This is a genomic window from Brevundimonas vancanneytii (assembly GCF_901421975.1).
Classification (GTDB): Bacteria; Pseudomonadota; Alphaproteobacteria; order Caulobacterales; family Caulobacteraceae; genus Brevundimonas; species Brevundimonas diminuta.
The window spans coordinates 545,079-571,441 of sequence record NZ_LR588407.1 but is presented as its reverse complement, the minus strand read 5'-3'; the positions used below and the strand labels follow the sequence as shown (position 1 = coordinate 571,441).

Annotated in this window: 26 protein-coding genes and 3 pseudogenes; 17 read left to right on the top strand and 12 right to left on the bottom strand. The window is 68.4% G+C overall.

What is annotated here, in order from left to right; all coding sequences use genetic code 11:
• The first annotated feature begins 23 nt into the window (after positions 1 to 23).
• A complete protein-coding gene (locus FGL25_RS02805) occupies positions 24 to 221 on the top strand; it encodes a hypothetical protein (protein ID WP_003168749.1) in 198 nt (65 codons plus the stop codon).
• On the opposite strand, the gene FGL25_RS17775 is transcribed toward FGL25_RS02805, so the two are convergent.
• The 3 genes from FGL25_RS17775 to FGL25_RS02790 all read right to left on the bottom strand — a co-directional run bounded on the left by FGL25_RS17775 (position 212) and on the right by FGL25_RS02790 (position 2,132).
• Positions 212 to 334: a hypothetical protein gene (locus tag FGL25_RS17775; RefSeq protein ID WP_003168748.1), complete on the bottom strand. Its 123-nt coding sequence runs from the start codon at positions 332 to 334 to the stop codon at positions 212 to 214. The two genes, FGL25_RS02805 and FGL25_RS17775, sit on opposite strands and share 10 nt — an antisense overlap.
• Entirely contained in the window at positions 334 to 1,293 is a 960-nt protein-coding gene (locus FGL25_RS02800; protein WP_003168747.1) for an IS481 family transposase, read from the bottom strand. The genes FGL25_RS17775 and FGL25_RS02800 overlap by 1 nt, the downstream gene beginning before the upstream one ends.
• Positions 1,294 to 1,511: 218 nt before the next feature.
• Positions 1,512 to 2,132 (bottom strand): TetR/AcrR family transcriptional regulator, encoded by a 621-nt coding sequence (locus tag FGL25_RS02790; RefSeq protein ID WP_197733796.1) that lies wholly within the window; start codon positions 2,130 to 2,132, stop codon positions 1,512 to 1,514.
• Positions 2,133 to 2,219: 87 nt separating this feature from the next.
• Here FGL25_RS02790 and FGL25_RS02785 point away from each other — a divergent pair, with 87 nt between their 5' ends.
• From FGL25_RS02785 to FGL25_RS16930, 4 genes and pseudogenes are all read left to right on the top strand, one after another.
• Positions 2,220 to 3,635, top strand: coding sequence for a TolC family protein (locus tag FGL25_RS02785; protein ID WP_017505075.1), 1,416 nt, complete (start codon positions 2,220 to 2,222; stop codon positions 3,633 to 3,635).
• Positions 3,632 to 5,845: an ABC transporter permease gene (locus tag FGL25_RS16940; protein ID WP_197733795.1), complete on the top strand. Its 2,214-nt coding sequence runs from the start codon at positions 3,632 to 3,634 to the stop codon at positions 5,843 to 5,845. The genes FGL25_RS02785 and FGL25_RS16940 overlap by 4 nt, the downstream gene beginning before the upstream one ends.
• A 56-nt stretch (positions 5,846 to 5,901) precedes the next feature.
• Positions 5,902 to 6,210, top strand: a pseudogene (locus FGL25_RS17870) (ABC transporter permease); the annotation flags it as partial.
• A gap of 118 nt (positions 6,211 to 6,328) precedes the next feature.
• Positions 6,329 to 6,964, top strand: coding sequence for an ABC transporter permease (locus FGL25_RS16930; protein WP_197733794.1), 636 nt, complete (start codon positions 6,329 to 6,331; stop codon positions 6,962 to 6,964).
• A 31-nt stretch (positions 6,965 to 6,995) separates the two neighbouring features.
• Here FGL25_RS16930 and FGL25_RS02765 read toward each other — a convergent pair whose 3' ends face one another.
• The 3 genes from FGL25_RS02765 to FGL25_RS02755 form a co-directional block, all read right to left on the bottom strand.
• Entirely contained in the window at positions 6,996 to 7,742 is a 747-nt protein-coding gene (locus FGL25_RS02765) for a transporter substrate-binding domain-containing protein (protein WP_167493277.1), read from the bottom strand.
• Positions 7,743 to 7,833: 91 nt separating this feature from the next.
• On the bottom strand, positions 7,834 to 10,278 hold the full coding sequence (locus FGL25_RS02760) for a heavy metal translocating P-type ATPase (RefSeq protein ID WP_017505079.1): 2,445 nt from the start codon (positions 10,276 to 10,278) through the stop codon (positions 7,834 to 7,836).
• A gap of 35 nt (positions 10,279 to 10,313) precedes the next feature.
• Positions 10,314 to 10,682 (bottom strand): oleate hydratase, encoded by a 369-nt coding sequence (locus FGL25_RS02755; protein WP_224762136.1) that lies wholly within the window; start codon positions 10,680 to 10,682, stop codon positions 10,314 to 10,316.
• 63 nt (positions 10,683 to 10,745) lie between these two features.
• Here FGL25_RS02755 and FGL25_RS02750 point away from each other — a divergent pair.
• The 4 genes from FGL25_RS02750 (at position 10,746) to FGL25_RS02735 (ending at position 14,107) form a co-directional block, all read left to right on the top strand.
• Positions 10,746 to 11,503, top strand: a protein-coding gene (locus FGL25_RS02750; RefSeq protein WP_112862666.1) for an IS5 family transposase whose coding sequence is annotated in 2 segments (ribosomal slippage) — positions 10,746 to 11,067 and positions 11,067 to 11,503 — 759 coding nt in all. Because the reading frame shifts where the segments join, the coding sequence is not laid out codon by codon here.
• A gap of 290 nt (positions 11,504 to 11,793) precedes the next feature.
• Positions 11,794 to 13,056, top strand: coding sequence for an IS1 family transposase (locus FGL25_RS02745; protein ID WP_138140892.1), 1,263 nt, complete (start codon positions 11,794 to 11,796; stop codon positions 13,054 to 13,056).
• Positions 13,043 to 13,330, top strand: a complete 288-nt coding sequence (locus FGL25_RS02740; RefSeq protein ID WP_138140891.1) for a hypothetical protein — start codon at positions 13,043 to 13,045, stop codon at positions 13,328 to 13,330. The genes FGL25_RS02745 and FGL25_RS02740 overlap by 14 nt, the downstream gene beginning before the upstream one ends.
• A 78-nt stretch (positions 13,331 to 13,408) precedes the next feature.
• Positions 13,409 to 14,107, top strand: a complete 699-nt coding sequence (locus FGL25_RS02735; protein WP_003168014.1) for a hypothetical protein — start codon at positions 13,409 to 13,411, stop codon at positions 14,105 to 14,107.
• Positions 14,108 to 14,121: 14 nt separating this feature from the next.
• On the opposite strand, the gene FGL25_RS02730 is transcribed toward FGL25_RS02735, so the two are convergent.
• The 4 genes from FGL25_RS02730 to FGL25_RS02715 form a co-directional block, all read right to left on the bottom strand.
• Positions 14,122 to 14,316: a hypothetical protein gene (locus FGL25_RS02730; RefSeq protein ID WP_252969985.1), complete on the bottom strand. Its 195-nt coding sequence runs from the start codon at positions 14,314 to 14,316 to the stop codon at positions 14,122 to 14,124.
• 79 nt (positions 14,317 to 14,395) lie between these two features.
• Positions 14,396 to 15,325: a bifunctional riboflavin kinase/FAD synthetase gene (locus tag FGL25_RS02725; RefSeq protein ID WP_138140890.1), complete on the bottom strand. Its 930-nt coding sequence runs from the start codon at positions 15,323 to 15,325 to the stop codon at positions 14,396 to 14,398.
• Between the two features lie 11 nt (positions 15,326 to 15,336).
• A complete protein-coding gene (locus FGL25_RS02720) occupies positions 15,337 to 15,798 on the bottom strand; it encodes a MaoC family dehydratase (RefSeq protein ID WP_138140889.1) in 462 nt (153 codons plus the stop codon).
• 38 nt (positions 15,799 to 15,836) lie between these two features.
• Positions 15,837 to 16,706: a TIGR01459 family HAD-type hydrolase gene (locus tag FGL25_RS02715; protein ID WP_138140888.1), complete on the bottom strand. Its 870-nt coding sequence runs from the start codon at positions 16,704 to 16,706 to the stop codon at positions 15,837 to 15,839.
• A gap of 106 nt (positions 16,707 to 16,812) precedes the next feature.
• Between FGL25_RS02715 and lspA the strand changes: the two genes are divergently transcribed.
• The 5 genes from lspA to FGL25_RS02690 all read left to right on the top strand — a co-directional run bounded on the left by lspA (position 16,813) and on the right by FGL25_RS02690 (position 22,960).
• On the top strand, positions 16,813 to 17,340 hold the full coding sequence (gene lspA / locus FGL25_RS02710) for a signal peptidase II (protein ID WP_003165948.1): 528 nt from the start codon (positions 16,813 to 16,815) through the stop codon (positions 17,338 to 17,340).
• A 67-nt stretch (positions 17,341 to 17,407) separates the two neighbouring features.
• A complete protein-coding gene (locus FGL25_RS02705) occupies positions 17,408 to 17,974 on the top strand; it encodes a DUF3035 domain-containing protein (RefSeq protein WP_138140887.1) in 567 nt (188 codons plus the stop codon).
• Between the two features lie 167 nt (positions 17,975 to 18,141).
• Positions 18,142 to 19,617, top strand: a complete 1,476-nt coding sequence (locus FGL25_RS02700) for a TolC family protein (RefSeq protein WP_252969984.1) — start codon at positions 18,142 to 18,144, stop codon at positions 19,615 to 19,617.
• Positions 19,614 to 20,681 carry an HlyD family secretion protein gene (locus tag FGL25_RS02695; protein WP_252969983.1) on the top strand — a complete coding sequence of 356 codons (1,068 nt, stop codon included), beginning with the start codon at positions 19,614 to 19,616 and terminating at the stop codon, positions 20,679 to 20,681. The genes FGL25_RS02700 and FGL25_RS02695 overlap by 4 nt, the downstream gene beginning before the upstream one ends.
• Positions 20,678 to 22,960, top strand: coding sequence for an ABC transporter permease (locus FGL25_RS02690; protein ID WP_138140886.1), 2,283 nt, complete (start codon positions 20,678 to 20,680; stop codon positions 22,958 to 22,960). The genes FGL25_RS02695 and FGL25_RS02690 overlap by 4 nt, the downstream gene beginning before the upstream one ends.
• A 4-nt stretch (positions 22,961 to 22,964) precedes the next feature.
• On the opposite strand, the pseudogene FGL25_RS02685 reads toward FGL25_RS02690, so the two are convergent.
• Positions 22,965 to 23,853: pseudogene (locus tag FGL25_RS02685) on the bottom strand (SDR family NAD(P)-dependent oxidoreductase).
• A 43-nt stretch (positions 23,854 to 23,896) separates the two neighbouring features.
• A pseudogene (gloB, locus tag FGL25_RS02680) lies at positions 23,897 to 24,629 on the bottom strand (hydroxyacylglutathione hydrolase).
• Positions 24,630 to 24,998: 369 nt separating this feature from the next.
• On the opposite strand from gloB, the gene FGL25_RS17210 reads away from it, so the two are divergent.
• From FGL25_RS17210 to FGL25_RS02665, 3 genes are read left to right on the top strand one after another with little or no spacing between them, the layout of a single operon-like run.
• Entirely contained in the window at positions 24,999 to 25,508 is a 510-nt protein-coding gene (locus tag FGL25_RS17210; protein ID WP_354702819.1) for a methyltransferase domain-containing protein, read from the top strand.
• Positions 25,509 to 25,518: 10 nt separating this feature from the next.
• Positions 25,519 to 26,013: a SixA phosphatase family protein gene (locus FGL25_RS02670; RefSeq protein ID WP_088410353.1), complete on the top strand. Its 495-nt coding sequence runs from the start codon at positions 25,519 to 25,521 to the stop codon at positions 26,011 to 26,013.
• The gene (locus tag FGL25_RS02665) at positions 26,010 to 26,363 is read left to right on the top strand and encodes a DUF952 domain-containing protein (protein ID WP_138140885.1); all 354 of its coding nucleotides are present in this window, start codon (positions 26,010 to 26,012) and stop codon (positions 26,361 to 26,363) included. Before FGL25_RS02670 ends, FGL25_RS02665 begins: the two co-directional genes overlap by 4 nt.

Genomic DNA, 26,363 nt, shown 5'->3' with positions numbered 1-26,363 from the left:
GAACCCTCGTGAGCCGTCCTCCTTTGGACGAAGACGACGATGCGGTCGCCGCTGACGTCGCGCGTGCGATCCGCAGAATCTTGGTGGATCACGATCACCCGCTGACGCGGGATGAGGCGAAGGAACTGGAGGCTTTGAAGGCCAAGCTTCCGCGTCCGTCGCGTAAAACTATGCGCGACCTCGGTCGACGCCTGGCTATGCCCGAAGACCCTCAGGACTGACCGACTCCATCCGCGTGCTGGACCAAGGATGCGGTCGCCGGGTCATACTCATAGGCGGTGATAGTCTGGTTGGTGATCCGCTCCACCACCTCGTCGATGACGTGTAGCGGCACTAGGTGTTCAGTCCAGGCATCTGGTGGATCGGATTGACGATGAACCGGTCAGGCTCTGACGTCCAGATTCTGGCGATGTATTCGTAAGGCGTGAGACCGTTGAGGGTCTTGAGCCTTCGGGCGAAGTTGTAGGCGGCCATAAAGTCGGCGAGGTGCGTACGCAGTTCGTCGTGGCTGTCGTAGTGGAAGCGTTTGACGGTGGCGTCCTTGATGGTGCGGTTCATCCGCTCGACCTGGCCATTGGTCCACGGATGGTTCGGCTTGGTCAGCCGGTGCTCGATGTCGTTGGCTTCGCAGATCATGTCGAAGCGCATCTGTCGCGAGAAGGCGGTGTTGCGGTTGCGAGGCTGCTCGGCGAACTGGATGCCGTTGTCGGTCAGGATCGTGTGGATCTTGTACGGCACGGCCTCCAACAACTGTTCGAGGAACTCCCAGGCGGTTCGTCTGTCGGCCTTGTCGACCAGCTGGGTGACAGCGAACTTGCTGGTGCGATCAATGGCGACGAACAGATAGAGCCTGCCCTCGGCCGTCTGCAGCTCGGCGATATCAACATGAAAGAAGCCGATCGGGTAACGCTTGAAACGCTGCCGCTTCGGCTTGTCGCCTTCGACATCCGGCAGGCGTGAGATGCCGTGTCGCTGCAAGCAGCGGTGCAACGCTGAGCGCGTCAGGTGCGGGATGGACGGCTGCAGGGCGTAGAGGCAGTCGTCCAGCGGCAGCAGCGTGTGCCGCCGGAACGCGACGACCATCGCTTCCTCGGCTTCCGTCAGAACCGTCGAGCGCGGCTCCTTCGGCCCGGTCTTGCGATCCTCGACCGAGGTCCGCTTACGCCACTTCGCCACCGTCTTGGGGTTGATCCCCAACTCCCGGCTCAGCGTCGCGAGCGAAGCCTGCGATCGCTGTATTGCTGCTCGGACGGCGTGCGTGGTCGTGGCGCTCCCGTGACGAACCTGGCCCATATGGCTTCCTTCCATTCCAACGAAAGGATCACACCATCAAAGCCTGGGACCAAACACCTAGTCGGGCCGGGTGGACGCTATATCACCGGCGCCACAATCGACGTCAACGCCGGGCGCACCGCAGCGAGCGTGGTGTAGGTGAACTCTCAGGTTCTTTAGAATAGGCCGGCATTGTGCGTGATCGGCTCACGTCCCTGAGGACCGGTCGCCGGGACTGTTCATGAGTTGATCGCGGATTTCGAGAACAGAAGATCGGCGAGGAGGGTCAACAATTCGCCGTCCTTTATTGTGGACGGTTCCAGTAGGCGCTGGAACATGGCGCCTTCGTGGACCGCCAGAATGAGGCGAGCGACGCGGGAAGACGCGTGGGGGCGGCTCGGCTCGATTCCCCTCCAGACACGGCCGACAGCCTCTTCGATAACCGAGAGGATGCGATTCTGCCGCGCGGCGTAATGGCTCGCCACCGCAGGGTTTCGTAGGGCGTGCAGACCGAAATCCGCCTGCAGCAGATACCAACTGCGGTCGAAGGCGTAGTCGGCGATGAACGCCCTGACGAAGTTCTCCGCCGCGGGTCCCGGTCTGGACAGGGCCGACGCAATCGAGATCTCGAGATGCCGTTCCAGCCGTTCGATCGTCCGATCGTAGATGGCGAAAAACAGCTCCTCCTGGGACCGGAAATTGGAGTTGTACGCGCCCCGGCTCAATCCGACCCGATCGCAAATGTCCTCCTGTGTCGCCCCCTGGAAACCGCGTTCGGCGAAGGCTTCCAGGGCGCCGTTGAGGATACGCTCGCGCGTCTGGGCACGCGTGGGACGGCTCCGGACAGGCCTTGGGCTCAAGAGAGCAGTCTTCTGAATCATTCGATACAGGTATGTATTGAGGTGGATCGATGTCAACGCTACGGTCGGCCAAGGAGAACCTCGCTCATGACCTTGCGACCTTCCATCCTGCTGGTCCTGCTGATCTCGTCGACCTGTGCGGCCGCCTACGCTCCCGCATCCAAGGCCCAGATCTCTGACGCCAAAACCTCCGGCCTCCAGACCGTTGGTCCTTTGCCCCTGACCTATCGCGACGCGCAGGCCAGGCTCCTGCAACGCTCGGACGCCATCGAGGCGTCGGACGCCGATGTCCGCAGCCGGGAAGCCCAGGAAAACGCCGTAAGGACGCTGCGGCTGCCCACGGTGGAGTTCGAGGGCCAGATGATGCGGTATCAAAAGACCCTCTATCTGCCGCTGGGGCCCTTGGCGGATGTCGCTCAGGACTACGCCATCAGCGATCCGTTGCAGTTCCAGATGGAACGCGACAGCACGCGGCCGATCGTCACCGCCACCGTCCCGCTTTATTCCGGCGGCCGGATTCCGGCCGCCCAAGCGGCCGCTGAGGCTCAACTCGGCCAGTCCCGGGCTGAGCGCCAGATCGTCGTCGATAACGCCCTGTTGCAGATGACCGAACTCTATTTCGGGCAACAGTTGCTCACCCGGGTTCGGGACGTCCGCCGCGACGTCCTGGCGGGCCTCGAACGCCACCTGGCCGATGCGACGATTCTGGAGCGCGGAGGGTTCATCAGTCGCGCCCAGCGCCTGCAGGTGGAGGTGGCGCGTGACGACGCGGCGCGCGAACTGGAGACGGCCGAAGCCAATCTGGCCAGCGCGGACACGGCGCTCTCTGGGACCTTGAGGGCGCCGTCGGGGATCGATCCGGCTACGTCTCTCTTCGTGCTTCTCCGGCCGCTCGAGCCGCTGGAAACCTATCTGCAAGCCGCCTATCGCGCCCACCCGCAGCTGGAGCGGCTCCAGGCCCTGGAAGACCAGGCGGAAGCCGGTGTTACCGCCCAGCGCGCCGAGCTTCTGCCGACGGTCTATGGCTTCGCCCAGTACAACTTTGATCGTCGGGACACCTTGTTGACCGATCCGGACTGGTCCGTGGGGGTCGGTCTCCGTTACACCCTCTTCTCCGGCGTCGATCGCTCGCAGAACGTCCGCGCCGCGCGCGAGAAGGTCGCTCAGGCCCAGGCGGGGCTGCGCGAGGCGCAAAGCCAGATCGAGATCGGCGTGACCCGATCCTGGAACGACGCGGAAGCGGCCCGGCGGCGGTTCCAGAGAACCGACAGCGCCATCGTCGCCGCCGAGGAGAACCTGCGCGTCCAGATGGTCGGCTACCAGGTGCAGCAAACCACCTCGCTCGACGTCATCGACGCCCAACTCGGCGTCGGACGCGCGCGGATCCAGCGCGCCCAGGCCGCCCATGACTTCGTGGTCGCGCTCGCCCGCCTTCTTCATGTCAGCGGCCGGATCGAGGACATGCCCGACTATATCGACCAGGGCGAAAGGATCGCGCCATGACCGACACCCAGGACACGCCGACGCCGAACACGGAGCCGGGCGGGGAACGGGGCGACGCCGGACCGTCTCGACGGCGCCGAAAACTGCTGCCCCTCGGCATCGGGGCGCTGATCGTGGCGGGGCTCGGCGTCGGCCTCTGGCTCAGCTATCGGCCCGTTCCCGATCAGCTTCAGGGGATGGTGGATGCGCGGGAGCTTCGGATCACCAGCAAGGTGACGGGCCGGATCGCCGACTTCCATGTGGAGGAGGGGCAGCCGGTCCGGGCCGGCCAACTGCTCTACACCCTCGACAGTCCCGAGGTCGCGGCCCGCTCGGAACAGGCGGGCGGCGCCCTCGTCGCCGCCGAGGCCACGGCCGACAAGGCCGACGAAGGCGCGCGTCCGGAGGATATCCGGGCCGCGGAAGCGCAATGGCGGCGCGCGCAGGCGGCGGCGGATCTGGCCCAGACGACCTATGCCCGCACCCAGGAGATGTACGACCAGGGCGTGATCGCGGGGCAGAAGCGCGACGAGAGCCGGGCCAATGCGGTGGCCTCGACGGAGGCCGCCCGCGCCGCTCGCGCCCAGTATGACCTGGCGCTGGCCGGGGCGCGCCGACAGGATCGCCAGGCGGCCGGGGGACAGGTGCGGCAGGCGCGCGGCGCCGTGGCTGAGGTCGAGGCGGCGGAGCGCGAAACCCGGGTGCTGGCGCCGTCGTCCGGCGAGGTCGGCCGGCGGCTCGCCCAGCCCGGCGAACTGGTCCCGCAGGGGTTCCCGGTCTTCATGCTCACGGACATAGAGCATCCCTGGGTGACGCTCACCCTGCGCGAGGATCAGTTCAGCGGGATTCGACGCGGACAGACTCTGACGGGTCGTATTCCCCGCTCTGGAGAACCGCACGGCCCGGTTCCGGGTGACCTTCATCGCTCCCGCCGGAGATTTCGCGACCTGGCGTGCGACCCGGCAGTCGAGCGGCTTCGACGTCAAGAGTTTCGAGGTGCGCGTCGCACCGGTCTCGCGCGTCGACGGGCTGCGGCCGGGCATGACCGTCCTGTTCGACTGGCCGCAATGATCGCGGCGTTTCTCGCCGGCGCCCGACGCGAGATCGCCTTTCTGCGCGGGAGCTTCTGGGATCTGTTCCTCGTCGTCTGGCTACCGCTGGCGCTTCTCGCCCTCGTCGCCGTGCAGATGTCGGCGGGGGTTATGCGCGATCTGCCGGTCGCCGTCGTCGACGCCGACGGCGGAAGCGTCGCTCGCGATCTGGTTCGTCGTCTGGACGCCTCGCCCGGCCTGCACGTGGCGGCCCGCCCCAAGGATATGGCCGAGGCCGAGAGCGTGGTGCGGTCCAACCGCGCCTATGCGATCGTCATGCTGCCGCAAGGGCTCGAACGCGCGGTGCTGCGCGGCGAGGCGGGCAGGGTGCTGGTCTTCTACAACGCCAGCTACTCCACGCCCTCGGGGTCAGTGCTGCGCGAGGTCGGCGCCGTGATCCAGAGCCAGGCCCGGACCCTGGCCGCGCAACAGAGCGCGGCGATCCTCGGCCCGGGCCGGGTGCGGCCGGCGCCGATCCAGGTCCAGAGCCGCATCCTCTACAATCCCCAGGCCAGCTACGAGCTGCAACTGGTCGCCCTGATCCACCCGGCCTTGCTGCATCTGCTGTTCATGGTGGCGGTCGTCAGCGCCCTGGGACGCGAACTGCGAGACGGGACGATCGGCGGCTGGCTGGCCGGGCCGCCGCGCGAGGCCGCTGCGGCGGTCGTGGGCAAGATCGCGCCCTATGTGGCGATCTTTCTCGTCTGGGGCGCCCTGGCGACCATCTATCTCGCGGCGTTTCGCGGCTGGCCGGTTGAAGGCAGCGTCGGCCTGCTCCTGGCGGGCTATGTCGGCCTCTATCTCGCTTATGCGGGTATGGCCACGCTGATCGTCGGCCTGACGCTGTCCATGGGGCAGGCGCTGTCCATGACCGCCCTCTATGCGGGCGCCTCCTTCGCCTTCGCCGGGGCCGTCTTTCCAATCGAATCCGCTTCGGCCTTCGCGCGCGTCTGGAGCGCGCTTCTGCCCTACACCACCTTCGCCCGTCTCGTCGCCGAACAATGGATGATGGGCGCGCCCGCGGCGATGTCGGTCAACCTGCTGCTGATCCTGATGACCTTCGCGGTCGTGGGGTTCGGGCTGGGCCTGCCGCAATATCTGGCCGCCTCCCGCAAACCCGATGTCTGGGGGCGACGTTGATCGGCCGGGCCTTCATCGCGACGTTTCGCGCGGTCCTCGCCGACCGGTCGGCCTTCATGCTGATCGTGGTGTCGACGATCCTCTATTCCTTCTTCTACCCTTCCGCCTATTCCGGCGAGGTCGCCGTCCGGATCCCGGTCGCCGTGGTGGATCTGGACAACACCGGGGCCAGCCGTTCGCTGGTGCACAAGCTCTCGGGTCTGCAGCAGGCGGATCTCGTCGCCCGCCTGCCGTCGCCCGAGGCGGCGGACGACTGGTTGCGGACGAGAGGGGCGGGGGCGATCGTCGTCGTGCCTGCGGGGTTCGAACGTCGCATCCTGACCGGCGGGCAAGGGACGGTGGCCCTCTATGGCAACGGCGCCTATCTGCTGCGCAGCAGCACGGCGCTGGCCGGCATAGGCGCGGCGATCACGGCCGAGGCGGGCGAGGCCGCCGTCGATCAGGCGATGGGCGCAGGGCGCGCCGGCGCCGCCGGCCCTGTCGGTGATCGCGCGCCCGCTGTTCAACACCCGCGAAGGATACGGCAGCACCGTCTTTCCGGGCGTCGGCTTCCTCATCATTCATCAGACGCTGCTGATGGGACTGGCGATGCTGGCGGCCACCCTGCGTGGCGAGGGGGGCCGGCTTCGGTTTGCGTCCCGTCGTCTCCTCGGCGTCGCGCTCGCCTTCTTCGTCATCGGCTGGATCGACGTCGCCTACTACGCCGGCTTCGTCTTCTGGTTCCAAGACTATCCACGGGCCGCCGCCGCGCCCGGAACGCTGATCGTGGCCGGCAGCCTCTTCGTGGCGGCGACGGTTGCAGCGGCGCTCGCCCTTGCGAGCGTCTTCCGCACCCGCGAGCGGCCCCTGCAACTGCTCATGGGCACCTCCCTGGTCATCTTCTTTCTCGCTGGACTGTCCTGGCCCGCGGAGGCGACGCCGACCTGGCTCGCCTTCCTCGCCCGACTGCTGCCCACGACGCCCGGAATCCATCTCATGGTCGGGGTGAACCAGATGGGGGCCGGCCTCGTCGAACAGGGGCGGGAGGTTCTCAACCTCCTGGGCCTCATCCTCCTTTACGGCGGCGTGGCGTGGTGGCGCTTCACCCGGCCGTCCGGAGCGCCCTCGACCGGAGCGTGAGCCACGGCGGGGAATGATCGCCCGCCGCCGCCTAGACCGGCGCCGGGCGTCCCGGACCGATCGCGAGGGCGGCGTCCTGTCCGCTGGCGACCAGCCTTCGGGCGACGAAGCCGGAGGCGACCAGATCTTTGAGAAGCGCCTCCAGGAAACCGCGCCCGTGAGGCCGCTCGCGGGGGAGGGCGACGGCCTGCTCGATGGCCTGGAAACTGTCCGGGAGCAGGCGGACGCCGGCCCGGTCGTGCGCCGCCGCCTCGAGCGTCTGGCGCACACCGGCGCAGACGTCTGCGCCGCCCTCCAGGAAGAGGGCGACGGCCGCCTGGGAGGAGGGCGTATGAATCCGTCGGGCCTGTTTCAGCGAGCGGTTGAGAAAGAGATCGTAGGCGGTGTTCAGGCCCGACGCGATCGTCACATCCGCGACGTCCACGTCGCGGACGGAGCGGAAGCGGGACTCGGAGGGAACCAGATAGGAGGCTTCGATCCGGACGTAGGGCGCGGTATAGTCCAGGACGGCGCGACGATCCGGATCGATTGCGAGGAAGGCGAGATCGCAGGCCTGATCCTGAAGCGCCGCCACCGCCGCCCCCGCCGTGGCGAAGTTCGACAGCTCCATCTCCACGCCGAGGCGCACAGCGATCTCCCAGGCGAGATCGACAGACACGCCGGCGAGAGCCCCGTCCGCCGCCCTCTGCGCCAAGACTGGATTGCCGAGATTGATCGCCACGCGCAACCGTCCCAGGGGCGCCAGTTCGGACCGGATGATCTGCATCGACACGTCCATTGCCATCCTCAAGCGCCGCACCGTTTCGACCGGTCTGGCTGACGATAGGTGTTTGGTCCTCGCCGTTCCACTCCGGCGAGAGCCGCGTCCGTCATATCCTCGTGGTCCGCAGCCGAAGCGCATTGCCGATCACGCTGACCGACGAGAGAGCCATGGCCGCGGCGGCGATGACCGGCGACAGCAGCAGGCCGAACACCGGATAGAGCGCCCCCGCCGCGATCGGCACGCCGGCGGCGTTGTAGAGGAAGGCGAAAGCCAGGTTCTGCCGGATGTTGGCCATGGTCGCCCGCGACAGGCGCCGCGCCCGGACGATGCCGGTCAGATCGCCCCTCAACAGTGTCACGCCGGCGCTTTCGATCGCCACGTCCGTGCCCGAGCCCATGGCGATTCCGACATCGGCGGCGGCGAGCGCGGGCGCGTCGTTGACGCCGTCGCCCGCCATGGCGACCACCCTGCCTTGAGCCCTCAACCGTGCGACGACCGCCGCCTTCTGGTCGGGCAGCACATCGGCCTCGACGTCGTCGATGCCGAGCTCGCGGGCGACCGCCTCGGCGGTCGTGCGATTGTCGCCGGTCAGCATGACGATGCGGATGCCCTCGCCGTGCAAGGCCTTCAGCGCCGCCGGCGTCGTGGCCTTGATCGGATCGGCGATGGCGAAGACCCCGCCGAGCGCGCGGTCGATGGCGATGTAGATGGCGCTGGCGCCGTCGCGTCTCAGAGCGTCCGCCTCCCGCGCGAGCGCGGCCGTATCGACGCCGTGTTCCGCAAGGAAGGCCGCGCCGCCGAGAAGGACGAACTGCCCGTCCACAAGACCGGTCGCCCCCTGGCCGATCGGCGAATCGAAGTCGGACACCTCGGGTATCGGAATGCGGCGTTGTTCGGCCGCGGCGACGATCGCCCGGGCGAGCGGGTGCTCCGACGCCTTTTCCACCCCGGCGGCGAAGCGCAGGAGGGGCTCCTCGCCGAAGCCGGGCGCGGCGACGATCCGGACCACTGACGGCCGGCCTTCGGTCAGGGTGCCGGTCTTGTCCACCACCAGGGTGTCGACCGTCTCCATCCGTTCGAGCGCCTCGGCGTTTCGGATCAGAACGCCGCTGGCCGCGCCCTTGCCGACGCCGACCATGATCGACATCGGCGTCGCGAGCCCGAGGGCGCATGGACAGGCGATGATCAGGACGGAGACGGCGGCGATCAGACCATGGGCGAGGCGAGGTTCCGGCCCCCAGATCGCCCATGCCGTGAACGCCGACAGGGCGATGGCGATGACGATCGGGACGAACCATCCCGAAACCCTGTCCGCCATGCGCTGGATCGGCGCACGCGACCGCTGCGCATCGGCCACCATCTGGACGATCCGGGCCAGCATGGTGTCGCGCCCGACCTTTTCCGCGCGGATGATGAGCGCTCCCGTCTGGTTCAACGTGCCTCCGGTCACGGCCTGGCCGGCCGTGCGGGTGACCGGCATGGATTCTCCGGTCACCATGGATTCGTCGATCGACGAGCGCCCCTCCTCGACCACCCCGTCGACCGGCACGGTTTCGCCGGGCCGGATCCTGAGCCTGTCGCCGATGGCGACGGCGTCGATCGGCACATCCTCCTCCCGACCGTCCCGTCCGATCCTCCGCGCGGTCTTCGGTGCGAGGTCGAGCAAAGCGCGGATCGCGCCGGAGGTCTGTTCGCGGGCGCGCAACTCCAACACCTGGCCGAGCAGCACCAGAACCGTGATGACGGCGGCCGCCTCGAAATAGACCGGGACCGCGCCGTCGGCGGTGCGGAAGGCCCGGGGGAAGAGGTGCGGCGCCAGGGTCGCGACGACGCTGTAAACCCAGGCGACGCCTGTTCCCATGGCGATCAGGGTGAACATGTTGAGATTGCGGTTCGCCAGCGAGGCCCAGCCGCGTTCGAAGAACGGCCATCCCGCCCAGAGGACCACCGGCGTCGCCAGGACGAACTGAATCCAGACAGAGACGCGCATCGGCACGAGATGGTGCAGCGCCGGGACCAGGTGAGCGCCCATTTCCAGCAGAAAGACCGGAAGAGCCAGCGCCAGACCGATCCAGAACCGCCGCGTCATGTCGGCCAGCTCGGGACTTAGGCCGAGGTCCGCCGTCGCGACCAGAGGCTCCAGCGCCATGCCGCAGATCGGGCAGCTTCCCGGCGCGTCGCGGCGAATTTCCGGATGCATCGGACAGGTCCAGATCACGTCCATGGATGCCGACGCCGTGTTTCGGCTTGCAGGTTTTCCGTGCGGATGGGGGCGGGCATGCGGACGGTCATCGGCGCTCAAGGCGTTGTTCTGGCCGGCCGATGACGCATAGCGGTGCGGATCGGCAACGAACTTCGCCTTGCAGCCTGACGAGCAGAAGAAGAAGCGCCGACCCTCGTGCTCCGTATGAACGGCGGTCGCGGGATCGACCGCCATGCCGCAGACCGGATCGCGCAGGGGCGGGCCGGCCGGCGTCGCGCCGTCCGACCCCTTAGGATGGTGATGTCGCCGGCCTGCGGCGGGGCCGCTGCGGCGATCGTCGTTGGTCATTCTTCACCTTCTTTCGCGACGACGTCGCGCTTCGCTCACTCCGATATCAGGTGAAACTCCTCGATCAGTTTCGCAATCTCGGTGCCTTCAAGCTTCTTCATCAGCAGTTTGCGCAGGAAGGCGGGGCCGGGAACTTCTATGCCTTCGCCATCCCGAAGAGGCGTGATGGCGGCGAGCAGGGTCCGAATGTCATAGGTGGAGTTGAACACTTCCGGCACGCCGCGTTCGACATTCATCAACGTATAAACGGCCTCCATCGGCGTACGCACCGAATATTCGGTGGTGAAGATGCAGTCGCGTTGTCTGGATTCCGCGAACTGGCCAATGAAGGCGAAGTTGACCGCTCCCTCCGGCACCACGTCGGGCCGATCGCCGACCTGGCGCGGCATGAAGAAGGCGGTGATGTAGGCTCAGGACCCATTGAAGTGAGGCGTGCGATCTGATTCAGGCTCCTGAGGAGTCTGGATATGAGCGACCTGTATTGGCTGACGGACGAGCAGATGGCTCGGCTGGAGCCCTTCTTCCCCAAGAGCCACGGCAAGCCGCGCGTTGACGACCGCCGGGTATTGAGCGGGATCATCTTCGTCAACCGCAACGGCCTGCGCTGGCGGGATGCGCCGTCGGCCTATGGGCCGCACAAGACGCTCTACAATCGCTGGAAGCGGTGGAGCGAGGCGGGCGTCTTCGTCCGGATGATGGAGGGCCTGTCCGGCGCCCAGACCGAACGTCGGACTGTCATGATCGACGCGACCTATCTGAAGGCGCACCGCACGGCTTCGAGCCTCGCGGTAAAAAAGGGGGCCTCGGGCGGCTGATCGGACGCACGAAAGGCGGCATGAACACCAAGCTTCACGCCGTGACAGACGTCAACGGAAGGCCCATCAGCCTCTTCATGACAGCGGGTCAGGTCAGCGACTACATCGGCGCTGCCGCTCTCGTGGACAGTCTGCCCCGCGCCCAGTGGCTGCTGGGGGACCGGGGCTACGACGCCGACTGGTTCCGGGACGCCTTGCAGGCCAGGGGGATCACGCCGTGCATCCCTGGCCGCAAATCCCGGACCGAACCCATCCGCTACGACAAGCGACGCTACAAGCGGCGAAACCGGATCGAAATCATGTTTGGCCGCCTGAAAGACTGGCGACGGGTCGCCACTCGCTACGATCGCTGCCCGACCGTCTTCCTGTCCGCCATAGCCCTCGCCGCCACAGTGCTGTTCTGGCTATGAGTCCTGAGCCTAAGGGGAGGTCGAGCAGGTAGTGCAAGGCCATGCTAGATATTCTTTTGGACGGCGAAATATTACTATTGTAATAACCCAATGTTAACCTAACTGGGTTGATACCAGTAAGGTTAACGTAGTATAGTGTCGACACTAGTGCAGTTTATACTTGACTTGAAGCCGAGATTTTGCTAGTGCCCCAGGTGTCGGAGCTACCCGACAGTGAAATCTGGAGCCTGCCATGATGAACCAAGACACTCAGAGGACTGCCGGCCCTGCCCCGTCAGCTACGGGGCTGGATGGCTAAACTCGATCGGCGCACGCGCCGCCAAATCCTTGCGAGCCTCTGCGAAGGGGTCTCCATCCGCTCGTGCGAGCGCATTTTCGACGTCGAGCAGAACTCTGTCGCCAAGTTGCTTGCTGACGCGGGCGATATGGCCATCACTCTGATGAAGCGCACCAAGGGCCTGATGGTCGAGACGATCCAGGCGGACGAACTCTATTCGTTCGTGGGCGCCAAGCAGGTGAACGTCGACAGGATGACCGTCCCCGTCGAGGGCGCCGGAACGGTCTGGGGCTATCTGGCCGTTTGCGCCAAGTCGAAATTGATCTTCAACTACCACCTCGGCGACCGCAGCTACCCTCATGCGAGGGCATTCATGCAATCGACGGCCGACAAGCTTCTGCGCGAGAACGCGGGCGGGCCCTTCGTCGTGCGGCCGAAGATCATTACGGACGGCCTGACGTCCTATGTCGACGCCGTGGGCGACGTGTTCGGGTCGTATGCCGATCACGGCGTCTACAAGAAGCGCTACCAGACCAAGGGTAAGGACGGCCAAACACTCCAGCGCAAGCGGTGCGTCGGCGCTGACCGGATCGTGCAGTCGGGCGAGATCGACGAGACTGACATCCACACCGCCTTCGTCGAACGTCAGAACCTGAACGTGCGGATGAAGAACCGTCGGTTCGGACGGCGCACTAACGCCTTCTCGAAGTCGGCAGAGCACCACGAGAGGCAACTCGCGCTCACGCTCGTCTATCAGAACTACTGCGTCGTGCCGGCTCCGAAGCGCCAGACCGACAAGAAGGGCAAGCCTCTCAAAGACGCGGAGGGCAACCCTTTGCCGTGGATCAAGCGCCTGACCCCGGCCATGGAAGCCGGCATCGCCGACGGCGTGTGGGAGGTCGACCATCTGCTCGACCTGACCGACAGCTTCACCGCAGAGCGGCGGCGTCAGGAGCGGCAGGCGAAGAAGGAAGCGGCCGAGCGCCTCAAGGCTCTCTTCTCGAAGCCGAAGGCTGACCAGCCCGTGCGCGCGCCCTTCTGGGTCTACGAGAGCAAGGTGCACCATCAGACGAAGGTGCACTCCCACGCGTGCAAGAACTGCAACGACGGTCGGGGCAAGGGAGGCAAGGGCGACACCAAGTCCGGTCGCTGGCTGGCCTGTGAAGACCTCGATGGCGCGAAGGCGTTGGCCGAAGCCCTCCAGCCCGACCGCAGCACGATCTGCAACATGTGTCTCGGCAGCTATCACACGCGCGGCTATCGTGATCCTCGCTGACCCTGGTGTGATCTGCGCGCCGGCTGCTACGCTTCGGGCTCAACAGATGACGGGGGTGGTGATGACGGTTCCGCAGAAGATCAACGACTACATCACCTCACTGCGGCCGCAGGCCGTCTGCAACAAGTGCGTCGCGCGCGGCACCGGGCTTTCGAATGACGGCGCGCATCCGGCGCAGGTCACGGGCGCGCTCGCAACGACCTCCGACTTTCGGCAGGAGATGGGGACCTGTTCGGTCTGCAAGCAAGCCAAAAAGGTCATCCGCGCGCTCTAGCTGGCTTGGCGCTTCGGCCGGTCGCCCCGCTACGCCGCACAGCCTTGCCCCGTGGGCGAACGCGGGTAGCTTGCGCTCATGGACGAATACACCGGCTTGGCGAAATGGGGACTACTGTGGGTCTTGGCCGGAGCGGTGCTCAGGGGGCTTCTCAAAGCGTCTGCCCGAACGTCGAGCGCACCGAGCCCGGTCCGGGAAGAGCGCGAGGCCGAGCATGAGCAAGGCACGCCCGGCTTGTTTGAGGGCCTCATATTCCCCGGCCAGCCGATCATCGCGCATGCGATCGAGACACTGAAGACGACCTTCGAGGCGGTTGGACCGAGGCGCCCCACTGGCGAGCAGCCCGCGTTCTATATCTACCTGACCGCCTTGGTTGAGGAGGCCTACAGGCAGACCTTCCGCGATGATCTTGGACTCGACTCAGGCAACCACGAGGCTTTCACCAATTCTCTCTTCGGCGCAGCGGACCAGGACTATGCGCGACGGTTCGGCCCTTGGCAGCCTGAAGAGGAGGACGACTTGAGTGAGGACTTCTTCGACGCCGTGGCCAGCGCCAGCCTCGATGTCGACGGGATGTGGTTCGACTATGCGGAAGAGCGAGATCGGGGAGGCGCTGATGGTGCGTGGACCCGGATGCTCCGTCGCCAGCACATGTCCGAATATGCGGACGAACTGGACGAGGAAGCGGCAGGCTTAGTAGCCAGCCGCATCGTCACGCTTCGCCAGCAGGACGAGCCCCTGGAGCAAGGCGTCAGCCCATCCGACGGCGCTTACTAACAATTGCCCGTTTGCTAAGTCACCACCAAAGCCCACGACAGCTTGCCCTCAACCCAGCGCCGGGCCTCGCCGTTGACGCCGAAAATCAGGGCCAAAGCGCCGATCAACAGCGGCGCCGACACGCCTGTCCCAGCAAGCGCCGCCGCCACGGTCCACAGGGCGCAAACACCCGCCACGGCGAACCACAGGTTTGAATTTCGGTCTGTCACGGCCCCTCCCGCCAACATTGTTCCGTAGAGCTGGGGGCTGCTTGGTCCGCCTGCAATAGCGCAGACCGTGCGAACGGCCTCAGCCCAGAAGCGCGCGGGCGGCGGCCGCATCCGCGTCGATCTGGACCTTCAGCGCGTCCAGGCCGTCGAACTTCATCTCACCGCGCAGGAAGGCGGCCAACTCGGTCTCCAGCACCTGGCCGTAGAGGCTTTCGTCAAAGTCCAGCAGCCAGACTTCCAGCAGGGGCTCTTCGACCTCGAACATCGGACGGACGCCCAGATTGGCGACGCCCTTGACCACCCGCCCGTCGGGCAGGCGGGTGCGGGTCGCATAGACCCCATAGGCCGGGCGCATATAGTCGCCCATGGCGATGTTGGCGGTCGGCACGCCGATGGTGCGGCCGCGCTTGTCGCCGTGAATCACCTCGCCCTGGATGGCGAAGGGGCGGCCCAAGATGGCGGCGGCGCGGTCCATGTCGCCCGCCTTCAACGCCTCGCGCACGGCGCTGGACGACAGCTTCAGGCCCGAGGCGTCGTCGATGCGGTCGGTGACGGAGACCGTAAAGCCCAGCGTCTCGCCATAGGCTTGCAGCAGAGCCGGCGAGCCGGAGCGGCCCTTGCCGAAGGTGAAGTCGAAGCCGACGGCGGCGTGTCTGATCCCCAGGCCTTCGGACAGGACGCGGCGGGCGAATTCCTCGTCCGACATGCCCGCCATCTCGCGGTCGAACGGCAACAGATATAGGCGGTCGACGCCCAGCGGCGTCAGGGCGCGCGCCATCTGGTCCGGCGTCATCAGGCGAAAGGGCGCGGCCTCGGGCTGGAACAGGCGGCGCGGATGGGGGTCGAAGCTGACCACGGCCAGGGGGACGCCCAGGCGATCCGCCGCCTCACGCGCCGAGGCGATGACCGCCTGATGGCCGCGATGCACGCCGTCAAAGGCGCCGACGGCGACGGCCGCCCCCTTCTGCGCGTCCGTCAGGCCGCGCCAGTCGCGAATGACCTCGACCACCTCGCCAGCCTTCAGCGGGCCGAGGGCTTGCGACGACGCGGCACGCGCACAACGGCCACGCCGTCCATGATCAGCTTGTCCTCGACGAAGCCCTCGCACTTCAACTGGGCGCGGGCGCCTTCCTGGTCCAGTTCGATGACGGTGATGATGATCCGCACCGTATCGCCGATCCGCACCGGGAAATGGAAGGCCAGCGTCTGCGAGATGTAGATCGAGCCCGCGCCCGGCAGGATGGTCCCCACCACCGCCGAGCCGAAAGCCGCCGACAGCAGGCCGTGGGCGATACGTCCGCGATAGGCCGTCTTGGCGGCGAAGGCCTCATCCAGGTGCACCGGATTGAAGTCGTCGGACGCCTCGGCGAACAGACGAATCCGCTCCTCCGTGACATGAACCGTCTTCTCGGCGGCCATGCCGACGTGGAGTTCGTCGAGGATATAACCGCCCGACGGGTGCGCTTGGACCAGATCAACCATGAGCCGCCTTTAAGGCAGGTGCGACGAAATGGCGAGACTCACCACGTCACTTCCAGCGCGGCGTAGCGGGCGAAGGTCGTCTCGGCGCGGAGCAGTTCGGCCGCGCGCGCCGGATCGAGCGTTCCGTCCGCCCCCTTGGCGGCGTCGCCGTGAATGCCCTGGGCGATGAACAGACAGTCCAGCGCCTGTTCTGCGGCGCCCAAAACGTCCGTGACCACGCCGTCGCCGATGCACAGGACGCGCGAACGATCGACGGGGCACCCCATCAGGCCCTCAGCCTCTTTCAGAGCCAGGGCGTAGATGGGGGCGAACGGCTTGCCCGCCATGACCACCCGACCGCCCATCGATTCATAGAGGTCGGCGATGGCGCCGCCGCAGTAGATGATGGAATCGCCGCGCTGCACCACGCGGTCGGGGTTGGCGCAGATCAGCTCCAGTCCGCGCGCGACGGCGGGCGTCAGGCGCTCACGATAGTCCTCGGGCGTCTCGGTCGTATCGTCGTAGGGGCCGGTGACGGAGATGAAGGCGGCGTCGTTCGCGTCATGGGCGCTGGTCAGGTCCAGGCCCTCATAGAGGACGAAGTCGCGATCCGGCCCGATGATCCAGGCCGGGCCCGGCGCGCGGCGCGCCAGTTCCATGCGGGTGGCGTCGCCCGAGGTGACGAACGCCTTCCAGGCGCTGCGCGGCACGCCCAGAGCATCCAGCTGGGCCACCACGTCCGGCGAGGGGCGCGGCGAGTTGGAGATCAGGACGACATGGCCGCCCTTCTCATTGAACTTCGTCAGGGCATCGCAGGCCGCAGGCCAGCTTTCGCGACCGTTGTGGATCACGCCCCAGACGTCGCAGAGCAGGATGTCGTAGTCGTCGGCGACGGCGGACAGGCGGGGCAGCGGATGAGGCAGGGTCATGCCCCGCTTATAGCGGGGGAAAACCGGGGGGGAAGGCCGTGCGGCGATCGATGCGCCTGCGCTTTCCCTCTTCGCCGTCGAACGTCTTCCTGCTAACCGGCAGGACATGAAGATTTCCCGTCTCGCCCTGGGCGCCTATCTGATCGCCCTCGCCGTCATCGTGCTGGATCAGCTGACCAAGGCCTGGGTGTTGAGCGCCATCGGCGCCGAACACATCACCCACATTCCCGACGGCTTTCGCATCGCCGAGGTGGCGCCGCCGGTGTTCAACCTGACCTATGTGCTGAACACGGGCGTCAGCTTCGGCCTGTTCGGCGGCGGCGCCGGGCGCTGGATCCTGAGCGTCTTCTCCGTCGTGGTGGCGGGCCTGCTGGCCTGGTGGGCGACGCGGGCGGACCGTCGACTGCTGATCGCCGCCATCGGCCTGGTCATGGGCGGCGCCGTCGGCAACGTCATCGACCGCATCCGCTTCGGCGGCGTGGTCGACTTCCTCGACTTTTCCGGCACGGGCCTGTTCCCCTGGATCTTCAACATCGCCGACAGCGGCATCACCGTAGGCGTCGCCCTGCTGATCCTGGACAGCTTCTTGTCCGAGCGCCGTTCCGCAGTTGGCTCGGCCCACGAAAAGTCGTAATCACACCCCCTTAACTATCGACCCGAGCCTGCGCCCGCGCGGCGCGCCTCCCGGAGCCGAACGACCCATGCGTATCCGTCCCGTCCTGATCGTGACCCTGGCCGCCGGCGCGGCCCTCAGCCTGAGCGCCTGCGGATCGATGAAGCAGAGCATCGGCCTGACTAAGGTCGTGCCGGACGAATTCGTCACCGTGGCCAGCGCCCCCCTCGTGGTGCCGCCGGAATACGGCCTCACCCCGCCTTCGCCCGGCGCCCCGCGCCCGCAGGAGCTGGCGCCTGAAAGCGCCGCCCGCCAGATTCTGCTGGGTCAGCGCCAGGCCGTGACCCGCACGCCGGGCGAACAGATTCTGGCCGCCGAGGCCGGCGCCGACCGCGCCGATCCGCTGGCCCGCTACGTCGTCGACGACGAATTCGGCAGCCTGGCGCACAAGGAAGAAAGCTGGGCCAACCGCATCATGTTCTGGCGCAAGGACGATCCGGCCAGCCAGGCCGCAACCGTCAGCCAGACCTCGGAAGGCGGCAAGACCATCGACGCCGCCAGCGAGCGCGCGCGTCTGGACGCCCTGACCGGCGGTCGCGAGGGCATCACCATCGCCCCCCGCCGCGACGGCCGCTTCAAGCTGCCGGGCCTCTAAGACCGGACAGGCTGCATCTTCAGCCAAGGGGCGCGCTCGTCACGGCGAGCGCGCCCTTTGCAATTGGCGCGCTTGCTTGACGCAACGGCTGCGCTTCAGGATCGTTGTTCACAGCTGGTTGCGGGGTTGAAGCGATGGCTAGGGCTTGGAACGGATGGCGTGTCGCCTTGGCTGCGGGCGTTCTGACGGCCTGCGCGACGCCCGCCCTGGCTCAGACGCAAGCCGCCGCCGAGACGCCGCGCACGCCCCTGACCTACGCCGAGGCCGAGGCTCGGCTGCGCACGACCTCCAGCCTGGGGCGCGCCGCCGGCTACGGGGTCGAGGCCGCCGAGGCCCAGGCCCAGGTCGCCGCCGGGCTGAACCGGCCCACGGTGTCGCTGGACGCCCAGCTGATCCGCTATCGCAAGACCTTCGACCTGTCGCTGTCGGACACGCTGGACCGCGCCCAGTCCGACCTGGGCGCCGCCATTCCCGGCCTGATCTCGGACCTGCCGGGCGTGCCGGGCGATGTGCTGAACGCGGTGGGGCAGCGGTTGCAGGCCGCCCTGCCGGAGATCTTCGCCGCCCTGCCCCACGACATCCGACTGCAGGTGGACGACACGACCTTCCGCCCGACGGTCACGGCGCTGCAACCGATCTACACCGGCGGGGCCATCCCCGCCCTGCGACGCGCGGCGGCGGCCAATGTCGACCTGGCCGAGGCCCGACGGCAGGAGGCCCTGAACCTGGAAAGCGTCAACCTGACCCGCGCCTATTTCGGCCAGGTGCTGGCGGCCGAGGCGTTGAAGATCGCGCTGGAGACCCGCGACGGCTTCGACCTGCACCTGAAGAACGCCCGCCGCATGGAAGAAGAAGGGATGCTCAGCCGCGCCCAGACCCTTCAGGTCGAGGTCGCGCGCGACGCCGCCCAGCGCCAGGTCAACCGCGCCGAGCTGGAGCATGACAACGCCGTCGCCTCCCTGGCCCGCGTCGCCGACGTCGAGACAGGCGTGACCCCCACCACGCCTCTGTTCGTCAATCGCGATCCGGTCGGCCCGGCCGCCGTCTTCCTGGACAGCGCGAGCCAGTCGAATTCGCGCCTCGTTCAAGCCCAGGCGGGGCGCGATCTGGCCGAGGCCGGAGCGGATCTGGCGGCCTCGCGGATGAAGCCGTCGGTCTACGCCTTCGGCACCTACAACATGAACCCGGACAATTCCCTGCCGACCGAGCCGGACTGGGCCTTTGGCCTGGGCGCTCGCTACACCCTGATGTCGTCGCTGGACCGGCGGCGGATGCTCGGCGCCGCCCGCGCCCAGGCCTCGGCCGCCGGCGAGGTCGAGCGCCAGGCCCGCGACGACGCCCGCCTGCTGGTCACGCGCGCCTACAACCAGGTCGAGCTGGCGCGGCGGCAGTTCCTGACCATGGACAGCAGCCTGGCGGCCGCGCGCGAGAACCTGCGCGTGCAGGAGGTCGGCTTCCGCGAGGGCGAGGCGACCGCCGCCTCGGTCATCGACGCCCGCAACCTGCTGGGGACGGCGCGGCTGCAACGGGCGGCGGCGGCCTATGAGTACGACCTCAGCCTGTCGGCCCTGCTGGCGGCGGCGGGAAGCGACCAGACCCTGAACGACTATCTGCAACGCGACGACCGGATCAGCGCCCCATGAATCAGCGCCCCATGAGCGAGACGCCTTCCTCGGCCTATACGCCGCCCCAGCCGGCCGAAGCGCCCCCGCCCAAGCCGCGCCGGTCGCCGCTGCCCCTGATCATCGCGGCGGGCGTGGTCCTGCTGATCGCCTTCATCGTCGTGGGCTTGTTCCTGGCCGCCCGCCCGGCGCCGGATCAGGTGCAGGGCATGGTCGAGGCCGAGACCTTCACCGTCGCCACCAAGGTGCCCAGCCGCGTCGAACGCTTCCTGGCCGCCGAGGGCGATCAGGTGAAGGCCGGGCAGGAGCTGGCCCTGATGAGCAGCCCCGAGATCGAGGCCAAGGACGCCCAGGCCCGCGCCCTGCTGCAGTCGACCGAGGCCATCCAGTCCATGAGCCGCGAGGGCGCCCGCGCCGAAGACGTGCAAACGGTCGAGTCGATCTGGCGCGCCTCTCAGGCCACGGCCCGTCTGGCCGACCAGACCGCGCGCCGGGCTGAAAACCTGTTCGCCGAGGGCGTCATCTCGGCCCAGCGCCGCGACGAGGCCGTCGCCGCCCGCGCCGCCACCGCCTCCCAGACCGAGGCCGCCCGCCAGCAGTATCTGAAGGCCCTGGCCGGAACCCGGCCGCAGGAGAAGTCGGTCGCCGACGCCAACGTCAGCGGCGCCCGCGCCGCCGTCGCCGAGGTCGAGAGCCTGCAGGGCGAGACACGCCTGACCGCCCCCCACGGAGGAGAGGTGTCGGAACGCTTCGCCAATGTCGGCGAACTGGTGCTGACGGGGGTGCCGGTCTTCACCATCGTCGACACAGCTGGCCCCTGGGTCGCCTTCAGCGTGCGCGAGGACCAGTTCCGCGACCTGAAGATCGGCGCCGCCGTGCGCGGCGACGTGCCCGCGCTGGGCGTGAAGGGCGCCGCCTTCCGCGTCACCGCCATCAGCCCCCAGGGCGAGTTCGCCACCTGGCGCTCGACCCGCCAGTCCAGCGGCTATGACGTGCGCAGTTTCCAGGTGAAGGCCAAGCCCGCTCGGCCGATCCAGGGCCTGCGGCCAGGCATGAGCGTCCTGTTCGACTGGTCGTCGCGATGACGCGCGGCGCGGCCGTCTTCCTCGCGGCCGTTCAGGACGAGACGCGGCGGCTGGCGACCCGCCCGTGGGACGCCTTCGTCGCCTTCGGCCTGCCGCTGATCCTGCTGGCGGTGATCGCGGCCATGCTGGCACCCGGCGTGATCCGCCAGGCTCCGGTCGCCGTGGTGGATCAGGATGGCTCGGCCTTCAGCCGCGCGGCGATCCGCAACATGGAGGCCAGCCCCGGCGTGCGCGTAGCCCGCGCCCCGGCGACGGTGGATGAGGCCGTAGCCCTGATGCGGCGCGGCGAGGTCTACAGCATCGCCCACTTCCCTTCAGGCTTCACCGAAGGCGCCTTTCGCCGCCCGGAACAGGTGACGGTGTCGTTCAACGGCGCCTTCCAGACCGTCGGCGCCCTGTCGGCCCTGGGCCAGTCCTCGGCCATCGCCTCGGCCGCCGCGCCCCGGCTGGAGGAGCGCGCGCGCCAGATGGGTCTACCGGCCACGGCGCTGGAGCCCCCCGCCGTCCAGGTGTCGATCATCGGCAATCCGCAGTTGAGCTTCGAGCTGTTCCTCGGCGGCCTGCTGGCGCCCGGCGTGCTGCACCTGCTGGCGGCCTGTTCGGCGGTGCTGGCGGTCGGACGGCTGATGCAGGGCGGGTCGTTCCAGACGTTCAGAGCGCAGACCGGCGGGCGGACCACGGCGGCCCTGATCGGGCGGCTGACGCCGCACTTCGTCGTCTTCACCCTGTGGGGCCTGGCCTGGATCGGCTGGCTGTGCGGGGTCAGGGGCTGGGGCGTGGCGGGGTCGCTGCCCCTGCTGATGCTGGGCGTGGTCGCCCTGATGGCGGTCAGCGTCGCCCTGTCGGCCCTGCTGGTCGCCCTGCTGGGAGATGTCGACATGGCCTTCTCGGCCACCGCCATCTATTCGGGCGCGGCCATCGCCTTCTCGAACGGCACCCTGCCGCTGGATCACGGGCCGCGCTTCGCCCGGATCTGGAGCGACATCCTGCCCTACACCCACTATCTGCGCCTTCAGACCGGTCAGATGGTGACAGGCGCGGCGGCCGGCGGCGCCTGGCGCGACCTGATGATCCTGAGCGTTGTCGCCCTGATCGCCCTGATCCTGGCCGCCGTGCTGATCCGCCTGCGCGCCCGCCGCGCGCCCAAGGCCGAGGCGTTGGCCTTTCCCCTGCCCGAACAGGGCGTCGGCGCCGCCTTCATCGCGACCTTCCGCAACCTGCCGCGCGCCCGGCCGGTCAGCAGCCTGCTGATCCTGGCCGTGGTCCTCTACGCCTTCTACTATCCGGCGGCCTACGCCGGGCAGGCGGCGACGGGCCTGCCGGTCGCCGTGGTGACGCCGACGCAGAGCGCCCTGACCCGCGCCCTGGTCGAAGACCTGAACGCCTCCCACGCGGTCGAGGTCGCCGCCGTCATCCCCTCGACCGCCGAGGCGTCGGACCTGATGCGGCGCGGCGTGGTCGACGGCGTCGTCATCCTGCCCGAACGGTTCGAGGCCGACCTGGCGCGCGGCGCGCCCGACGGCGTGGCCGTCTGGCTGAACGGCGGCTATCTGGTCCGCGTCACATCTGTCGGCAAGGCGGTCGCTGCCGCCGCCGCCCATGTCGCCGAGACGCGGCTGGAGGGCCTGCCCGAGGCCGCCCGCGCGGCCCGGTTGGCGCCGAGCCTGAAACAGGTCTCCCTGTTCAACCCGACCGAGGGCTATGGCGACTACGCCGTGCCCGCCGTCAGCCTGATCATCCTGCAACAGACCCTGCTGCTGGGCGCGGGCGTCATCGCCGCCCTGCGTCGCGAGACCGGCGCCGCCCCCATGCGACGCAGCGCCCGGCTGGGCCTGTGGCTAGCGCTGACCGCGATCGGCACGGCGTCCTGCCTGTTCTATTTCGGCTTCGTCTTCTGGTTTCAGGACTATCCGCGCGCGGGCGACATGGCCGGGGTGATCCTGTTGGCGCCGGTCTTCTCGGCCGGGGTTGCGGCGCTGGGCCTGCTGCTGGGCGGTCTGTTCGACCGGCATGAGCGGGTGTTGCAGGTGCTGGTCGGCACGTCAGCGCCCCTGTTCTTCCTGGCGGGCGCGGCCTGGCCGCACTTCATGATGCCCAAGCTGCTGGTCTGGCTGGCCCATCTGTCGCCCTCGACCGCGGCGGTTCAGGCCTTCGTGCGGATGAACGCCATGGGCGCCAGCCTGCCCGAGGTCGCGCCCCAGGCGTTGACGCTGGTCGCCCTGGCGCTGGTCTTCGGCGCCCTGTGGTTGTGGCGCGGCGACGACCGCCGCCGCGCCTGAAGGCTCATCCCGCAGCGACCGGCGCCGTCACGCCCGCCGAGGCCATCTCCTGCGCCGCCTGCTGGAAGCCGAAGTCCGGCACGATCTCGCCCTCGCGGTTCGAGGCCTCGTCCCAGCGCGCGATCAGCTGCTCGCCCGCATCCGCGCCCCCGCCGATCCGCACGCCCGGCGTCAGGGTGATGTTGGCCGTGGCGAAATGCCCGCCGCCCGCGCACAGGATGGCCCGCGTCGGCGCGTCCTCGCCCACCAGCGCCAGCAGGCCGGGGCTGACCAGGGCCGGGTCCAGCGCCTTCAGCACCTCCTCCGACAGGATGCCCGCCGTCATCTGGGTGGCGGCGGTCGGCGCCAGGGCGTTGACCTTGATGTTGTATTTGGCGCCCTCGATGGCCAGGGTCTGCATCAGACCCACCTGTGCCAGCTTGGCCGCGCCATAGTTGGCCTGGCCGAAATTGCCGTAGAGGCCGGACGAAGAGGTCGTCATGACGATGCGGCCGTAGGTCTGCGCGCGCATGATCTCCCACACGGCCTTGGAGCAGATGGCCGCCCCCATCAGATGCACGTCCACCACCAGGCGGAAGTCATCCAGCGTCATCTTCGAAAAGCTCTTGTCGCGCAGGATGCCGGCGTTGGTTGATCAGGATGTCGATGCGGCCCCAGGCCTTCATCGCCGCCTCGACCATGGCCTGGACCGCGTCGACGTCGGTGACGGAACCCGCCGCCGCCATCGCCTGGCCGCCCGCCGCGACGATCTCGTCCGCCACGCCCTGCGCCGCCGCCTCGGTCAGGTCGTTGACCACGACCTTGGCGCCCTGACCGGCCAGATAGAGGGCGTGACAGCGGCCCAGACCCCCGCCCGCGCCGGTCACGATCGCCACACGTTCCTTCAACTGCATGAACATCTCCGATGATGGGTGACTGGAAAATCCGGCGGGCGCCCTAGCCCTTGAAGCCGTCCTTGAGGGCGCGGCGCGCGGCGAAGTCGGCGGCGTCGCGGGCGCGCAGGAAGGGGTTGAAGCGACGCTCGATCCCCACCGTGGTCGGCACGCTTGCCTCGCCGCGCTCACGAGCGGCGAAGATGGCCTCGGCGTGCGCCTTCAACGCCTCATCGGCGTCCGGCAGCGACAGGGCGAAGCGGGCGTTCGACGCCGTATATTCATGGGCGCAGTAAAGCGTCGTCGCTTCGGGCCAGGCGGCGATGCGGTTCAGGCTGTCCCACATCTGCTGCGGCGTTCCCTCGAACAGCCGCCCACAGCCCAGGGCGAAGATGACGTCGCCGACGAAGGCCAGCCCATCCTCCGCCGCATGATAGACCACATGGCCCAGGGTATGACCCGGCGACAGCACCACATCGAAGGTCGTTTCACCCAGACGCACCGCCTCGCCGTCGACCAGAACGTGATCCAGCGGCGCCGCGCGGCGCACCTCTTCCGGCCCGGCGATCTCGCAGCCCGTCTCGGCCTGCAACCGTTCGTTGCCGCCGGTGTGATCGGGGTGCCAGTGGAGTGTTCAGGATCAGATCCAGCCGCCCCCAGCCCGACGCCTCCAGATCGGCCAGGACGGCCTCGGCGTCCGGCGTGTCGACGGCGGCGACCAGCCCCGTCGCCTCATCGCGGATCAGGAAGCCGTAGTTGTCGGACAGACAGGGAAACTGGCGAACGGTCAGGGTCATGGGGAGGTCTCCTATCGAAACCCTATCCTAAGCCACGCGAAGAGGAACCCTCCGCCGCCCAGAATGGATGAAGTCGGCGCAGACTTTCAGCCCATACTGCCCCCCATGCGCCGCAGCATCGGACGATCTCCGCACCTTCTACGGCGAGCCGACCGGCGCGCTCGCCCGGCGCATGCTGGCGCGACGGCTGGAGGACGCCTGGGGCGAGGCCAACAACTGCGACGTTCTGGGCCTGGGCTACGCCACGCCCTGGCTGGACGGCTTCATCGGCGCGCGCCGGGGTGATCGCCGCCATGCCGGGCGGACAGGGCGCCGAGCAGTGGGCCGCGGCGGGACGCAACCGCACCGTCCTGGTCGACGGACCGGCGCCTGCCCTTCGCCGCCGGAACGTTCGACCGCATCCTGCTGGTCCACGCCCTCGAGGAAGCCGACGATCCGCAGGGCCTGCTGGCCGAGGCGGTGCGCGTCCTGGCCCCGGCCGGTCGCATCATCCTGGCGGCGGCGGCGCGCGGCGGCATGTGGGCGCGGGCCGAGACCACCCCCTTCGGCCACGGCCGCCCCTTCACCCGCGGACAGTTGGAGCGGCTGGTGCGCGAGGTCGGACTGGAGCCCGCCGCCTGGTCGCAGGCCCTCTACGTCCGCCGTGGCGGCCGATGCTGCCGCTGGCCGACGGTCTGGAGCAGATCGGGCCCAAGCTGTTTCCCGGCGCGGCGGGGCCTGATCATGCTGGAAGCCTCGCGCAGGGCCTACGCCCGCGTGCAGCCCGGCGGCGCGGCCCAGGCCGTGCTGGCCGGACGCCCGGCCCTGACCCCCTCGCCCGCCGCTCGCGATCAAGCGTCCGCCGCGCACCCTATGGTCGCCGCACGCAAACAGCCGTAAAGCCCTCGCCATGCAGAGACTGATCCTGATGCGTCACGCCAAGGCCGAAGCCTCGGCGCCGGGCGGCGACGTGGCCCGTCCCCTGAGCGAGCGCGGCCGCCGCGACGCCGCCGCCATGGGCCGCGCCCTGGCCGAGCGGGGTCTGAAGCCCGACATGGCCCTGGTCTCGGGAGCCCAGCGCACGCGCGACACCTGGGATGGCGTCAGCGAGCATTTCGGCGATGTCGAGCTGCACGTCTCCGACGCCCTTTACAACGCCCCCGCCGACGTGCTGCGCCGCGCGGTCGAGGCGGCCGAGGACCAGGCCGGTTGCCTGCTGCTGATCGCCCATAACCCCGGCGTGCACCAGCTGGCGGTCGAATATCTGATCGAGAGCGCCGCCTCGCCCTCGGTGCTGGACAAGATGAGCGGCGGCTTCCCCACCGGGGCGGCGGCGATCTTCAGCGTCGATGTCGCCGGTCGCCCCTCCTATGAAGGCTGGCTGACGCCGGAGACCCTGGCGTGACCGATCTGCCCGACGTCGCCTTCAAGATCCTGAGCCGCGCCGACTGGCGCGCCGCCCTGACCGAGGGCCGTTATGACGGCTCGCCCGTGGACGTGGCCGACGGCTACATCCACCTGTCCGCCGCCGACCAGTTGGAAGCCACGGCGGCGAAACACTACGCCGGTCAGACCGAGCTGATGCTGGTCGAGGTCGATCTGACCGCCCTGGGCGACGCCTTGATCTGGGAGCCGTCGCGCGGCGGCGCCCTGTTCCCCCACATCTACGGCCCCCTGCCCGTCGCGGCGACGCGCGCCGCCCGCGCCCTGTCGGTGACGGCCGACGGCCGCATGATCGTCGAAGAGACCGCCTGA

Bases quoted from the DNA above. Each gene is read 5' to 3' on its own strand.
- FGL25_RS02800 (WP_003168747.1), bottom strand. From the start codon at position 1,293: ATGGGCCAGGTTCGTCACGGGAGCGCCACGACCACGCACGCCGTCCGA.
- FGL25_RS02785 (WP_017505075.1), top strand. From the start codon at position 2,220: ATGACCTTGCGACCTTCCATCCTGCTGGTCCTGCTGATCTCGTCGACC.
- FGL25_RS16940 (WP_197733795.1), top strand. From the start codon at position 3,632: ATGACCGACACCCAGGACACGCCGACGCCGAACACGGAGCCGGGCGGG.
- FGL25_RS02765 (WP_167493277.1), bottom strand. From the start codon at position 7,742: ATGGACGTGTCGATGCAGATCATCCGGTCCGAACTGGCGCCCCTGGGA.
- FGL25_RS02760 (WP_017505079.1), bottom strand. From the start codon at position 10,278: ATGACCAACGACGATCGCCGCAGCGGCCCCGCCGCAGGCCGGCGACAT.
- FGL25_RS02745 (WP_138140892.1), top strand. From the start codon at position 11,794: ATGGCTAAACTCGATCGGCGCACGCGCCGCCAAATCCTTGCGAGCCTC.
- FGL25_RS02735 (WP_003168014.1), top strand. From the start codon at position 13,409: ATGGACGAATACACCGGCTTGGCGAAATGGGGACTACTGTGGGTCTTG.
- FGL25_RS02720 (WP_138140889.1), bottom strand. From the start codon at position 15,798: ATGGTTGATCTGGTCCAAGCGCACCCGTCGGGCGGTTATATCCTCGAC.
- FGL25_RS02715 (WP_138140888.1), bottom strand. From the start codon at position 16,706: ATGACCCTGCCTCATCCGCTGCCCCGCCTGTCCGCCGTCGCCGACGAC.
- lspA (WP_003165948.1), top strand. From the start codon at position 16,813: ATGAAGATTTCCCGTCTCGCCCTGGGCGCCTATCTGATCGCCCTCGCC.
- FGL25_RS02705 (WP_138140887.1), top strand. From the start codon at position 17,408: ATGCGTATCCGTCCCGTCCTGATCGTGACCCTGGCCGCCGGCGCGGCC.
- FGL25_RS02695 (WP_252969983.1), top strand. From the start codon at position 19,614: ATGAATCAGCGCCCCATGAGCGAGACGCCTTCCTCGGCCTATACGCCG.
- FGL25_RS02690 (WP_138140886.1), top strand. From the start codon at position 20,678: ATGACGCGCGGCGCGGCCGTCTTCCTCGCGGCCGTTCAGGACGAGACG.
- FGL25_RS02670 (WP_088410353.1), top strand. From the start codon at position 25,519: ATGCAGAGACTGATCCTGATGCGTCACGCCAAGGCCGAAGCCTCGGCG.